Genomic DNA, 14,185 nt, shown 5'->3' with positions numbered 1-14,185 from the left:
GTTTGGCGAAAGTGAGGGTGCAACGCTGATCAGGTGGTGTGATTTCCGGGCGATAGCAGTCACCCTATCTCATCCAAAACAAAAAAACGCCAGGATTGAATCCTGGCGTTGAATGGCTTGTGAACGCCTTACTTCAAAATCTTCTTCAACTCCTCATCCAGCGTTCCTACGTCCAGAGTGCGGCTGGTGATCTTGCCGCTGGCGTCCTGCAGGAACATGGCGGGGAAGACATTCAAACCGTAGTAGATGGCGGCGGGGCTTTCGAAGCTGCCGGGGCTGTGCATATGCACCGCAGCGGGCAGGGTGGCGTTGTTCTTCTGGAAGAATGCTTGGGCATCCTCCAGCTTATCATCAATGTTGACAGCAACCAGCACTACACCCTTGGCGGAGAGCGGAGTCAGAATCTGTTTCAGCTTGGCGAAGTCGGCAGAGGCAGTGTTGCACCAGGTGGCCCAGTAGTAAACGACCACCGTTCGGCCCTGCAGTGCCTGGGCGTTAAACTGGCCATTGTTGTTGAGCACCTGGGCATTCACGCCGATTTCCCAGGTCTTGCCCAGTGAAGTCAGTCGGCGAATGGCGCCGGTTGCCTTCTGGGCAAAGCGGGAGTTGGCATGCTTGGCGACAACCTGTTCATACCACTGACGTGCTTCGGTTTCCTTGTTCAGCAACTCGTAGATTTCGCCGAGGTGATGCATGGCTTCGGGCGTATCGGAACCCTGTGGATAGGCTTTGACATGGGCAGCCAGTTTTTCCGCATGGGTTGCCTGGATTATCAGATGGTCTTCAGCCTTCTTGATCGATGCCAACTGCTGATTGTTTTCCATGTTCAGCAAGCGATACTGCGCATAGCTGGCGATTTCCGTGCCCGGCGCTTGCTTGGCAACCTGGTTGCTGTAACTCTGGAAATTGGTGTAGGCAGTAGTATCACCGGTGGCGCTGGCGGAAACGGTAGCTGCCAGGCTGTCGATAATCTGTTTGTACCAGCTTTCGCGATCTTTCTCTGCACAGAGTGGAACGATGCGGTTGATGATCTCAGCACGCTTGCCGTGATAAGCGACCATGGCAGGGTTCGGCCCGGCATTCACTTCCTGCGGCACCTTGGCATCCAGATCAGCCAACTCCTTCAACACTTTTTGCAGTGGGCCATCTTCAACCGCTGGAGCGCTCGGAGTTGAGCTGTTATTGCTCGACATCAGGCCATTGTTCGAGGATGGTGTATCCAGAGTGGTGGGGGCATCTTTCAGCTTCCAGGTATCGCCCACCTGAATGATGTCGCCCAGTTGGATGTACTCGGTCTTGCCTGCTGTTTCACAGAGAATCATGGCGCGGGCATGAATGATGACATCCTGCTTCCATCCAGTGCTGTCCATCAACATGCGGCTGGGAATGCCCGTTTCCACATGCAGCCACTTGCTGGATGCATTCAGATTCAGCTTGCCAGCTACCTGTTGAAAGTTGCTCGGAACATTCTTCAAACCGTTCTTGATGCGTTCCACTTCCGTGGCGGATACGCCGATGGTTCGCAGATCATCATCGTTCACCAGCAGTGTGGAAAATCGCTGATAATCCTTGTTGGCAACGCTCTTCATCACTTCCTGGGAAAGCTCTTCGAGCGAGAGGGAAAGCCACGTGTCAAGCTGTCCGTTGGCTGCTTTCGAAACCCCAATGCGTGACCCAGCGGTGTTCAGCCAGATGAATCGGTCTGGTTTGCCGGCGGCTTTGGTATCGACCTCGCGATAGACCTCCATGCCATCTTTGTAATAGCTGAAGATATCGGGATAGTTGTCCTTGTTGGTATCGATCAGTCGGCGAAGTACCGTGCCCTTGGCGTCCTTGAGCAGCCAGACGTTCTGGCCCGGCTTAGCAGCGGGGTCGCCGGTCACCGTGCATTTCGCCACCTCTTCCGCAGTAGGTGTAGATATCTGAACGTCCTTCTGGGAAGGCTGATAGCGAAGTACCTGGGCAACCGCATCAGATGGTGCAGCCTGCAGGCTGAAACTCGTCAGCCAGCACATCACGCCAGCCAATGCTAATGATGCTATTCCAAAGTTCTTGTTCATGATGAAGTCCCCCTGACTTGACATGCCAAACGCACGAAGCGATCCGTCGTGATGACGCTCACCCTGTATCTATCGGCTTGCAAGTGGGGTACTACAACCGTTCAAATGGGTACCGTCGGAGAAGTACCTGTTAAGCTGGGTAAAGTATTCCGCCATGGTGCATCGAAACGAATCCGTAGCACCGCGACCAGCATCAATAAAGCCCCGATCGGATGGATGCCATAGTGATGTAGCTCTCGTCCAAAAGAGAACGCGGAACTGAAATGTGAGAGAAGTCCGACGATAACCCCCAGGCAGATGAGCAAGGTAGTTGCTCGAGTCTGTTGTGTGAAGATAGCCATCACGACGCCGATCGCCGCCAGTGGAGCAAACAGTGCATACGTGGACGATTCTGATGCCGGACCGAAGACCAGCATCCAGGTGATAGTCAGACAGAAGAGCCAGACGTACTTAGTTCTCGAAGGAGGGGTTTTCAATAACGTGCTGCGGTTCCGCCATGTCCAGAAGGCGAGGCACGCCGCTGCAGCCAATTGAATGACTTGGTAGGCACGGTGACTGATGGGGAGCGAGTAGGCTTTGATCAGTAACCAGATATCGCGGTTGGAATTCTTTAAATCCATTTCGATCTTAGTATCACCCAGCGAACTGTGGATCCAATCGCGGTATAGATCGATGACATAGGCAGAATCATGAAACGCAAAAGGTATCCCTGCGATCAGCAGCAAGGAGACGACAAGTGGAGGCAACAACTCTTTCGGTCTTATCAGGAGAAGAAGCAATGCCATGGCAAACGGATAAACTTTCAGGCTGATGGCAATAGCCAGGAGAATTCCACACAGGGTCCATTGTCTGGCTGTAAAGGTCGCCACACTGCCCATGAGCAGGCCGAGCAGTAGCATATTCGCCTGGGCATTGTTGAAGGAGCCTATGCAAAACGGGAACAGCCCGACCCACCAGATGGAACAGGCAAGATCAGACCATTCGGGAAAGAAACACTTTTGAAAACGGTAAGCACCCCAAGTGAGAATTACCAGATTCAGCAGTCGCCAGACGATGCTGGCAATCTGGTCCGGGATCAGATTGAAGACACTGAAAAACGCAGCCCAGACGGGTGAGTAGCGGAAATGGGCTTCGTAGTTGCCATAAACCGGTTCCCCCTTGGCAAAAGTATGACCTGCCAAAGCAAATGTTGGGTAGACAGTTCCCTTGGTTGGTGAAAGAGTTGCACGAACGCTGACGACAATAACCAGAATCAACCAGAGGCTGATCGGTAACCAGTATGGATGTTTAAGAAAAAGTGCTTTCCATCCATGAAAAAGCGTACGAAGAGTTTGCATATTATCCATCAATGCAAAAGTTGATCTGAGTATCCCCGACGTGATTCGAACACGTAACCTTTGCCTCCGGAGGGCAACGCTCTATCCAGTTGAGCTACGGGGACTCGTATGAGGCAGTATACTCCCTGCGAACTCCAAGTGCCAGTGTTGATTACCGTACATGCTGGCCAAACTGATGTTCATAACCAGTTGATGCCAAAGGGTAATACATCCCATCTATTTTGAGTTGCACCGCACGTACCGATAGGAACCGCCCAATATGGGAAAGGTTCACGCCCAGGTGTTTGAGTGGCTGAGTCTCCATCAGTTTTGCTGCATCTGATTCCGAACAGGCGAACAGCAATTCAAAGTCTTCACCATCACTGAGTGCATGTTCTACGGGAGTTTTGCCATCATGCAGGTGATGTACCGCTTCACGAACCGGCAATTGATCCGCCCAGATTTCCACGCCACAGCCGCTTTCATTACACAAATGATGAACATCAGTTGCCAGGCCATCACTCAGGTCGATCATCGCATGCAGGTCAACCAGCGATTGTAGCAGCTGCGCCTCAGCAACTCGTGGCGTGAAATCGAGATGATGCCCCAGGATACTGCCGCCCAGTTCGCCAGTGACCAGCAAGGCATCGCCAGGTTTAGCTCCGGAACGTCGCACAGCACCTCGATCCGTTGGCCTGCCTAAAAAGGTGACGTTGATACAAATTGGGCCATCCCAGGCATTGGTATCGCCGCCGAGAATGATAGTGTTGAATCGAGTGGCCTGCTGTTGTAACGCGGTGAAGCAGGCCTTGGCCCACTCCTCTGAAATGTCATGCGGAAAACCAACACTGACGACTGCTGCAATCGGAATGGCTGCCATTGCTGCCATATCGCTGAGGTTGACACTCATGGCTTTTCGGCCAATGCGCTCCGGGCCTGCATCACGCAGAAAACAACTCCCTTCCAGCAGCATATCAGTGGTTACTAGCAGAGACTGTGAATCAGCCCAGCGCAATCCACCGCAGTCATCACCCGGTGGAATGATGACATCAGCATGCTGTCTGGTTTGTTCTCGAATCCAGCGGATGAAATCTCGTTCTGCCATAACGCTGTAATAGGAAATTCACTGCAGTTGCCTATGCAGCCCGAGTCAATGTGCCTGGCAACGCGAGATAACCAGCGGAAGGAGATGCTTTGACACCACGTTCCATGCCATGAATGAGCCGGGCAATCTCGTCAACCTGAGCAGTCAACCGAGGCGAATCTACACCAGCCAGGCTCAACTGTTCCAGTTGTTTCGCTGCTTCCGCAAGAGTGGGATAGCCATAAAGTTGTCCACCATCAATCAGGACATGCGTCAGGCGGATGAAGCGTGCCGAGTCAGCCACCTGCAAGGCAGATCGCATGTCGGCCAGGTGCGAAGGCAACTTCACCACATAGCTGCGGATGAGTTGGACAAATTCCCGATCGGCATGGAACTGGGAAAGAATCCGTTCCACCGATTTCGCGACCGGCATCGGGCTGTCAGGCAGATACATCGACAAGGTATGCCGCCAGGTGGCCAGCACGATAGGTCGAGTCAGGAATCCATCGCCGCCAGCTTGCAGGAAATCGCTTCGCTGAGATGCATCTTGCAGTGTACCGACTGCGAGGATGGCCCCCTGGTAATATTGTGTCCGCAGGATGTTACAGGCCTCAACCAATGGAATATCACGTTTCTCTACATCCCAGAGAATCAGGTCGATTTTCTCTTCCTTGGTTCGCTCAATCGCCCGTTCGGCATCAGCTAACACTTCAGAGCGCAGCCCCAGTCGCTCGAGTTGGTAGCTCACTACACGCTGTTGATCCTGCCCATCTGCCACCACCAGAACTTTACCCAGCAACGGTTGTGTTATTTCATACTCAGGCACGCTATCATCCACGAGCAATCGATCTACTGTCACCACATGCAGCAGTTCCGAGGGGCTGACGGGGAGTTGCAGTGAAATGGAATTTGCATTTAACTGCAGTGCTGCATGCAATGCTTCCGATTGTCTGGTCAACAGTGCCATGTCAAATGTTGCAGGCAATGAATGCGTTGAAGCAACGTGTTCACTTTCTATGTCAATATGCAGCCTGGCTGGTGCATACGAATGGTTACCTTGCTGAATCATGCCCAGTTTGATGACGATAATTCCGCTGGAAGTTGCCCTGATCGCTTGATGAATCAACTGTTGGATAAGTGCAACAAGCCTGTGCTGATCGGTGGTAATGCTGACCGGGAGGGGGCCAGCAGGATGCAAGACCAGATCAAGCCCTTTCTCTTCCGCCGAAGGACGCAGTTGGGCGGTAACGTGCTGCAGCAGCTTCCAGGGATTGACTGCTTCCTTGACCAGCGATGCCTCGCCCGCTTCCAGCCGTGCGTAATCAATGGCCTGGGTCAACAGGCGGCGGACATGGCGGCCATGCTGCAGAATACCCAGCAGCGATTGCCGACGCTGATCCTGATCGGTGCTGCTGTCAAAGAGTGAATCAGTATGTTCGATGAGTTGAGCCAGCGGTGGTTCCAGCGTTTGCGCCAGCCCGCTGAAGAAACGTGTGCCGGAGAGCGATTGCATGCCGGTGTTTGTCTCAGCAGGTTGCTGCGGTACAGCCTGAATGAAATAACCTGAACTATTCTTGCCTGTGCCTGTGAGGGGATTAATCTGAACATCGTAAACAGCTGATTTCCCATCGGCTTCGTCTCGCTGCCACGGTGTTGACCAGTTCGAAGTGGAGTTGGCAGTTTCCTTCGTAATCAGTTGAAAGAGCGGATGGTCGCCTGGTGCACTTTTCGTGTTGCCTCGCAGAGCACGGGCTGGTTCGTTTTCCAGCAGAATGTTACCCGACGTGTCTGTCAGCAAGGCAGGGTGTTGCAGTGTCAGTATGGCAGACTTGAATTGCTGACCTAATCGGGTTTCGCTTTCCCATGCCTGTTCTACTTCTCGAAATTCTGACTGCAGTTGAGCACGTTGTTTTCGCAGTTCTTCCAGTTGCTCTTCCGCCTGGTTCCACTGAGCTTCCAGATCTTTGCATTCGCTACGAGCCTGTTTCAATTGCTGTTCAGATTTGAGCAACTGGGTCTTGGCAGTATCCGCAGATGCTGTGACAACCTCTAATTGAATTTCCAGTTCCTTCAGTCGATCCGCCTGTTGAGGCTGGGATTGCAACTGTTTTAAAGACTGTTCTGCTTCATCGAGCAGTTCGATGAGGGTATCGTGTTCCGTTTGAGCCGTCTCAAGCAACTGCTGGAACCGGTCAGCTTCCTTCTTCCACATATCTCGTTCGTTCTGAAACGTGGTGACCTGTTCGGAGAGTTGTTGATAACGAGTATGTTGACCTGCATCCTGATCATGCAGCTTCTGCATCTCGGCGGCAGTTTGATGCAGTTGCTGAGTGAGATCATCGCTGTCAGCCTCTGCCAGTTGCCAGCGTAAAAAGAGATTGAGCAGAGATGCCGCCTGCTGCATCAAGCCATGAACCGGCAGATCGTCGTTGGGTTTGATGTCCTGAACCAGCAAAACCCCCTTGCCATGCAATCCCAAATCGAGAGGTATGCCGCAATCGTGGTGTTGTCTGGAGAATTGTGCCTGCAGCAACACATGCCGTAGTAGTTCTTCGTTGGAAGATTCAGTAGCAGAAGTGCTGACCGCCAGCCTGGGCGGTTGATCACCTTCCTGCATCCAGATAGCGGCATATTTTGCCTGCAGAACCACGATAAATTTATCGAGCCAGCGCTGTCCGACATCCCGCAGCGAAACATCCTGAGCCAGCAGTTGGCTCAGTTCCTGGATAACAGGCAGGTAATTGATACGCGTGGCATGAAACTGGTGAATCAGCTTGATCTCTGCTTCCAGTTGCTGATTGGCAAACTGCAAACGATCGCGATCAGCCAGTGCAACTCGCAGCGGTTCTGCCAGGTTGACATCAATGACAGATGGATTGGATTTTGGTCCGGATGAAGCTGACGTATCGGCTGTTCCTCGACTGATTCTGGAGTGAATGAATAGCGATAAGCCGATCGCACCCATCCAGGGCAGTACGTAGCCAAGCCAGGAGCCAGGAGGACACCGCAATGCACAAGCTGACCATGCTGCCAGCGTTACCGTCGTGAACAACAACAGGCTCTCGGCACTGGGAGAGAGCAGTGCATAACCAATCATCAACAGCAAGGCAAACGTGGTATAGCTGATGTCCTGACTAACCACCATGGTGAACAGCAGTTGAGCTGTGGGAATGCTGAACGCAGCCAGCAGTAAAAGGGATTGAACCTGTTGTGCCTGCTCCGCCGTTGCCAGTGACCAGCGAATTTTGCTGATGAACCATGCGCCGGCCATCATGCCGACGGCGCCCAGGCTGGCGGTCCATGCCAGTGAACGGTAGCCCGGCTGGCTTAGCAATGCAAAGTACATCGCTGCAATTGACAGGATGCCGGCACTGAGCAGCCACAGAAATATCAAGAGGCCTGTGGGCAGACCGTAGCGTCTGAAACCGAGCGAACCATTCGATTCACCAAGATTGATGCCGAGATCATCTTCGGATGGAATGGAAGTGCTGAAAGGAATGAGCGAACGATCCGCTGTCATCATGGCTTCCGTGCCTGTGTACAGAGGTAAAGGTATGAATAGCTGAAGTTTACTCGGAATAGGCCGGATTTGTCGAGACAGGTTTTGGCAATCGGATGCCCATCGACTCCAATCGAGGAGCCAGGACCTTCGGCAATCGACAGTCTATCAAGATTTTTTCGCCTTGTGTCTCCTGATGATAGACTTCACCGTGTGCTGCCAGATATGCCAGTGCCTTGCCATTGCTGCTGTGAATATCCAGATGCAGATCGAAAAGATCTTCGGAAAGAATGCTGATCACTGCTTCGGCCAGATGATCCAGCCCCTGCTTGCGATGGACACTGATGGAAACTACGCGATCCGGTCGTCGCTCAATGGCGTGAGCAACACGCTGCTCGGCTTCCAGTGGATCAGCCAACTTGTCGATTTTGTTCAACACGAGAATCGTTGGTTTTTGCAGACAGTCGAGTTCCTCGAGAACCTGGTTGACTGCCTTGATGTGTTCAACAACAAAGGGATTGCTGGCATCGACTACGTGCAGCAACAGGCGAGCCTGGCGTGCTTCTTCGAGGGTTGCTTTGAAGGATGCGACCAGATGGTGAGGCAGATAACGGATGAAACCAACCGTGTCACTGAGAAGCACCTTGCCCCAGTCTTTGATTTTCCATTGCCGGGTACGTGTTTCGAGCGTGGAGAAGAGTTTATCTTCGACGTAAGCTCCGCCATCGGTCAAGGCGTTCATTAGCGAACTTTTGCCCGCGTTGGTATAACCCACTAATGAAACGGTATGTTCCTCGCTTCGGCTGCGTACTTCTCTTTCCTTGCGGGACTCGACATCATGCAATTTCTTCTTGAGTTCCTGAATACGATGGGTCACCAGTCGGCGATCTTCTTCCAACTGGGTTTCACCAGGGCCTCGTAATCCGATGCCACCCTTATAGCGGGACAAGTGCGTCCACATCTGTTTCAAGCGGGGCAGGCTGTATTCGAGTTGGGCCAGTTCCACCTGCAGCCGGGCTGCTGTGGTGCGTGCCCGTGATGCAAAGATGTCGAGAATCAGTTCCGAGCGGTCTATCACCTTGACATGCGTGGCAGTTTCCAGATTGCGTGTCTGGGCCGGCGTCAGTTCATTATCGAAAATGACTACATCTGCATCGGTAGCTTCGACCAGTTGAGCCAGTTCGTCCACTTTGCCTTTGCCAATGTAGGTGCCATGCTGAATTTCCTGCCTGCGTTGCGTCAGTTCCCCGACAACGGTGGCACCGGCAGAAACCGCCAACCCGCGCAATTCGTCCAGAGGATCGGCAGAAATCCAGGGTCTGCGTGGCAACTCCACGCCCACCAGTACGGTCTTTTCCTGCTCTACGGTCTGTTGTTCGCGTACTTCAGGTCTACTCAAAGAAATATCTCAAAGAGTTAAGGTGACGAGAAACCGACACTTCCCACGACGTTTCCGTTCGGGGTACCCGCCAGATTGATAAAACGACGCAGTTTTCCCGATTTGGCATCATGTGGGATTTTATCCACGATCCGAATGTCGCACTCGATAGTCGTGGGCAATGATTCATGGCGAAGCAGCTTATCAATGGATTCCCGAATCTGCGTTGTTGTCAGACTGGAACCGGGTGTCACCTCCACCAGAACATTGAATTGATTGACACCCGTCTGAATGACCTGATATTCCGCCAGATCAAACAGAAGCAGAAATGCATCCTTGAAGATGAAGTTCGACATTTTCAGAATATCACCAGTTTCGGTCTTGAGCCAGAACTGATCATTGGCCCGGCCAGCAATGGCTGAGACAAGCGGAAGTTTGTTGCCACACGGGCAGGGATCAGGGCTGATGGTGATGACATCATCGATTTCGTAACGAATGATCGGCTGAACATAATTCAGCAGATTAGTCAGCAGCACTTTGCTACCAGGTGTTCCTGGCGGCACCGGGTTATAGTCAGCGTCCACATTTTCCAGAATGGCCATATCGGAGTTAATGTGGGCTCCTTGGCCCTTGGGGCAACCCAGACTGAGTTGCGGGCATTCACCCATCGCATAATGGTTGGCAACCGGCACACCAAGATGCTTTTGAATATACTCCTGGGTTTCCGGTGGAAGCGGCTCACTGATGCCAATCACCAGTTCCAGATGGCCGTTAGACGCAATGGATGTCTGACCATTTTTGGCGGCCCGCGCCAGTTGTTCCAGAATGTGCACATAGGCCGTTATGAAATTGGGTTTGAATTCGTCCAGTTTCTTGAGGTTCTCCGCAAACGGATCAGACAGGTTCAGCCGCATAAGGTCTGCCAGTTTGCTGGATGCTTTGGGCATATATCCAAAGGCAGCACCAGATGGGATAAAACAGGGTTTGAAAAGGATCATCGCCCATCGTGATCGCTTTTTAAACAATTTCTTGAAGAGAGTGCCCCAGGTTTTAGGCATGGCATGTCCACGCGCTACCTGCATGGCAAAAAGGTGAAATGGACTGTCCTTGGGTTGCACAATGACCGCAGCTTGTCCCTGACTTCCTGATGTGTGGCATACCACATAGTCATCCAGGTAGTATTTGCCTATGTTGCTGAAGTCACTCATGAAATCGATGATGGGCTGCCTTTTCAATCTTGAATCGGTGACAAAGGTTTCAAAATGATTCATCATGTCATTTTTTTTCAGGATGGGGAGATCCCGAAGCTGACAGCTATTCAGATCAATGCCCTTGAACTTCTGCTGGTAATAAGGTGAATGTTGTGCAGCATGATGGAGCAGTTTTCGCAGTTTGTCATTCTGTAGCTTCTGCAGACGCTCCGGGGTGTACTTCATGATTGAGTTGTAATATCGAACGTAATAGATAAATCGAAACAGATCGAGCATGATTTCTCTTCGGTGAGGAAACGGACTGTCGCAGGTCTCTGCAATGGATTTTGGGGAAAACGCTTGACAATGACCAGCATCAGCCTCATGTTCTTACAAGAAAGACAGTGTTAATCTGGTAGAGGCAATGCTCCAGTCAAACCAGGCTGCGAGCAGCAATACCCACATGGTGAAAGGAATCCATGATTCTCGGGTTTTCATTCAATGAGTTCATGGGACGTTGGCTCCTGGCGATGTGCTTGTGTTGCTGCATGGCACAGTTTCAAACGGTGAACGCTCAGGCTGAGGGAGCTGCACCAGTTGCTGCTCCTCCTCCACCTGCTGCCAAAACAGCGGAAGTGAGCAGTTCACCTATGATGGACTTTTTGTTCAAAAGTCCAACAGGCTGGGTGCTGATAGCAGCTTACCTTTTTTTCGTCGGGTTGATGGTTTATTTGATCATTGATTTGCGGGCAGCCAACTTCATGCCTGCCGACTTCATTGAAAAACTGGATGGCATGCTGGCTAACAAACAGTTCAAGGAAGGCTTCGAATTGGCTCGTGCTGAACCATCACCTTTTGGCAAAGTCATGGCGGCCGGCATGGCCAGACTGTCATCAGGTCTGCCCGAAGCCCGCGATGCTGCGGAATTCATGATTGAAAGCGCCAAAAACCGAAAAGACAGCCTGCTTGGCTATATGGCAGTTCTGGGCACACTGGGGCCACTGATTGGCCTCGTCGGTACCGTTTCGGGCATGATTGATACTTTTGCTGAACTGGGCACAGGAACTACTCCCAATGTTGGCAAGCTGGCCAGCGGTATTTCACATGCCCTCAATGCAACCTTGATTGGTATTTTTCTCTCGGTGCTGGCGATTCCCGTTTACACCTATTTCAAAAACAGGTTGTCTCGAATCGTTATTGATGCCAGTCTGCTGGCTGATGATCTGCTCACGCAAACCTACTACAACTCCCGCAAGCCCGATGCCGGTACTGCTTCGGTGCCACCGGTTGCCTCAGTCCAAAGCAAACCACCTCCTAAAGCCTGATGAAATTCTGCTGGTAAGCACCAGCGAGGTGAATGTTACATGGCAGTTTCGGTCGACAGCAACGAGATGGAGATCAATCTCACACCACTCCTCGATCTGGTGCTGCAGTTGATCATGTTCTTTCTGGCCTGCATCAATTTTGCTGCTGAACAGGTCAGTGGCAATGTGCAGTTGCCTTTATCCTCCTCCGCTCAGGAAATTCAACCTAAGACGGAGCAGGAATACATCATGATCAATATCGAACTGGTGCGTAAGGACAGGCTTTCTCCTGCGGGCACCATCGTAATGACCAGCGAAGGCAAGCCGGTACGCGATCCCATCGTGCCCCGGACTTTTCGCTTCCGCATCCTGGGCGGTGAGGACATTACCATTCTTGATCGACCAGACCAGAAAGCACTCGGATTGGGGCGTGCCATGAACCGCATGAAAATCCTGGCGCAGGACCTGCGGTTACGCATGGCTGCTCGCGATAAAATTCCGGTCGATTCCATCAAGGAACTGAGAGTACCCGTTATAGTTCGTGCTGATGTCGAAACAGAATACAAGTTGATTTATGACCTGATTCAGCAATGCAGAAATGCCGGCTTTCAACGGATTGAACTGCGTGCTTATACGAGGAATGAGTAGAGTCCCCTCTCCCCCTGGTGAGAGGGGAGCAGATTAGTATTTTGCACTGTTTGAGCGAGTAACTGTCATGAGAAAACGAAGGCATAGGGTGAAGGCTGAGTCTGCATCGGGGGGAGAATTCTCCTCGACCTCGGTCTTCGTCACGCCCATGCTCGATATGGCATTTCAGATTCTGGCATTTTTTGTCTTTACTTATAATCCATCAGCCATCGAAGGGCAGTTTCCAATCAACCTGGCCCAGGCAGAAGTCGGCGGAGAAGACAAGGCGCCCAAACCGGAAGACAAGGTTGCCCCCGATCAGCCCACTGAACTCAAATCAACCTTGTTCATCGAAGTGCGTGCCATGGAAGGCGGACGGCTGAGTTCGATTAAGGTGGGTACAACGGATGTAAAGCCAGACGATACGGAACCTGACAAGACAGAAGCGTTGATCAATGGGCTGACCAGGGAACTCCTTGAACTCAAAAACCGAAACCCGACGGAAGACCGCATAACCATCAAAGGTACACCGACATTGCGATGGGAAATTATGATGCGGGTGATCGATGCTGCCCGCCGAAATTTCAATCCACAAACGAAGGAACGTCGCGACCTCTTTCCACGAGTCAGCCTGGGAGCCATTGAACAGTGATGAGCCGACGCCTCATTACCTATGTTCTTCTGTGCACATCGCTGCTGATTGTAGTGTTGGCCCAGGCCAGTTTCCGAAGGCCCACGGTATGGCAATGGCTGCAGGCTGAACCGGAAAGGAAAAACGAAGTTGTCAGTGAAACAATTCCACAGGTCGAAACCCGGCAAGCAGGCCAGCGTCGAGCCCCGTATCCTCATCTGGCAACCATTCAGAGCGCCGTGGACAGCGAAGGTTTTCTGACACCTGCTCCAGATGCACTTCCCGAAATGCAGGCATCTGCACGTGCCAGTCGGGATGCGGATGCCAGGTATCATCTGCTGCAATTAGCCAGAGATGCTGTGCCGGGAGCATTGGAAAACGATGCCATTACTGGAACGCGTTACCAGGCATTACTGCAAAAACCCGAATATTTTCGAGGCGAAATCATACGAATCGAAGGCGATCTGATTTCGCTGGGTGAACCGATGGAATTGCACCGCAAGGTGCCGGGCATGGAGGTATGTTACCTGGGGTTAATGACCAACGCCAAACCAGAACATCAGTACCTGATACTGTTCGTCGATTTGCCTGAGAAATTGAAAACACTGCAGAAGGATTGGAAACAACTTTATTTGCGTGATGTTCAATTTTCGGGATACTTTTACAAAGTAGCCCGTTTTCAACAGGATGCTGGCAAAAAGAAAACATGGATGTTGCCAGTGCTGGTGGGTAAATCGCCTCTGATCCCCCCAACACCTGATCAGGCATCCCATTGGCACAATCTGGTTACCATTTTCCTGATCATGGCAATACCAGTACTGTGCATTGTGTGCCTGCTGCCTCGTTATTTCAGGAAGGATGAACAGACCCATGAGCAACTGATGCAGCAGTTCCGTACCCGACACGATCAACGAATCCATGATTCACTGGATGAGCTGAACACACAACAGGATCGTGGCTAGAGCATTTTCAAAAACCATCTTGCGCATTCAGGTAATACATGAAATACTGTGACGTGTCCATGTCATGGAGTCACAGATGAAAGCGTACTCGGTTGATTTACGTGAGCGGGTGTTGGCAGACTTTCAGGGAGGCA

10 protein-coding genes and 1 tRNA gene are annotated in these 14,185 nt (G+C 51.8%); 4 read left to right on the top strand and 7 right to left on the bottom strand.

The features are described from left to right. Positions 1-128 precede the first annotated feature (128 nt). The 7 genes from JNJ77_19245 to JNJ77_19215 all read right to left on the bottom strand — a co-directional run bounded on the left by JNJ77_19245 (position 129) and on the right by JNJ77_19215 (position 10,824). The gene (locus JNJ77_19245) at positions 129-2,060 is read right to left on the bottom strand and encodes a redoxin domain-containing protein (protein ID MBL8824730.1); all 1,932 of its coding nucleotides are present in this window, start codon (positions 2,058-2,060) and stop codon (positions 129-131) included. Positions 2,061-2,161: 101 nt separating this feature from the next. After that, positions 2,162-3,397: a DUF2029 domain-containing protein gene (locus JNJ77_19240; GenBank protein ID MBL8824729.1), complete on the bottom strand. Its 1,236-nt coding sequence runs from the start codon at positions 3,395-3,397 to the stop codon at positions 2,162-2,164. A 30-nt stretch (positions 3,398-3,427) separates the two neighbouring features. After that, a tRNA-Arg gene (locus JNJ77_19235) sits at positions 3,428-3,501 on the bottom strand. Positions 3,502-3,548: 47 nt separating this feature from the next. Then, positions 3,549-4,481: a thiamine-monophosphate kinase gene (locus JNJ77_19230; protein ID MBL8824728.1), complete on the bottom strand. Its 933-nt coding sequence runs from the start codon at positions 4,479-4,481 to the stop codon at positions 3,549-3,551. Positions 4,482-4,512: 31 nt separating this feature from the next. After that, on the bottom strand, positions 4,513-7,983 hold the full coding sequence (locus JNJ77_19225) for a response regulator (GenBank protein MBL8824727.1): 3,471 nt from the start codon (positions 7,981-7,983) through the stop codon (positions 4,513-4,515). Between the two features lie 46 nt (positions 7,984-8,029). Further along, positions 8,030-9,358: a GTPase HflX gene (gene hflX / locus JNJ77_19220; protein MBL8824726.1), complete on the bottom strand. Its 1,329-nt coding sequence runs from the start codon at positions 9,356-9,358 to the stop codon at positions 8,030-8,032. A gap of 17 nt (positions 9,359-9,375) precedes the next feature. Continuing rightward, entirely contained in the window at positions 9,376-10,824 is a 1,449-nt protein-coding gene (locus JNJ77_19215) for a phenylacetate--CoA ligase family protein (GenBank protein ID MBL8824725.1), read from the bottom strand. Positions 10,825-11,075: 251 nt separating this feature from the next. Here JNJ77_19215 and JNJ77_19210 point away from each other — a divergent pair, with 251 nt between their 5' ends. The 4 genes from JNJ77_19210 (at position 11,076) to JNJ77_19195 (ending at position 14,051) form a co-directional block, all read left to right on the top strand. After that, entirely contained in the window at positions 11,076-11,852 is a 777-nt protein-coding gene (locus JNJ77_19210) for a MotA/TolQ/ExbB proton channel family protein (GenBank protein ID MBL8824724.1), read from the top strand. A 39-nt stretch (positions 11,853-11,891) separates the two neighbouring features. Continuing rightward, positions 11,892-12,479 carry a biopolymer transporter ExbD gene (locus tag JNJ77_19205; GenBank protein MBL8824723.1) on the top strand — a complete coding sequence of 196 codons (588 nt, stop codon included), beginning with the start codon at positions 11,892-11,894 and terminating at the stop codon, positions 12,477-12,479. Between the two features lie 67 nt (positions 12,480-12,546). Next, a complete protein-coding gene (locus JNJ77_19200) occupies positions 12,547-13,110 on the top strand; it encodes a biopolymer transporter ExbD (protein MBL8824722.1) in 564 nt (187 codons plus the stop codon). Then, a complete protein-coding gene (locus JNJ77_19195) occupies positions 13,110-14,051 on the top strand; it encodes a hypothetical protein (protein MBL8824721.1) in 942 nt (313 codons plus the stop codon). The genes JNJ77_19200 and JNJ77_19195 overlap by 1 nt, the downstream gene beginning before the upstream one ends. The last annotated feature ends 134 nt before the right edge of the window (positions 14,052-14,185 follow it).

The organism is Planctomycetia bacterium (assembly GCA_016795155.1).
Classification (GTDB): Bacteria; Planctomycetota; Planctomycetia; order Gemmatales; family HRBIN36; genus JAEUIE01.
This window is presented reverse-complemented; position numbering and strand designations above follow the sequence as displayed.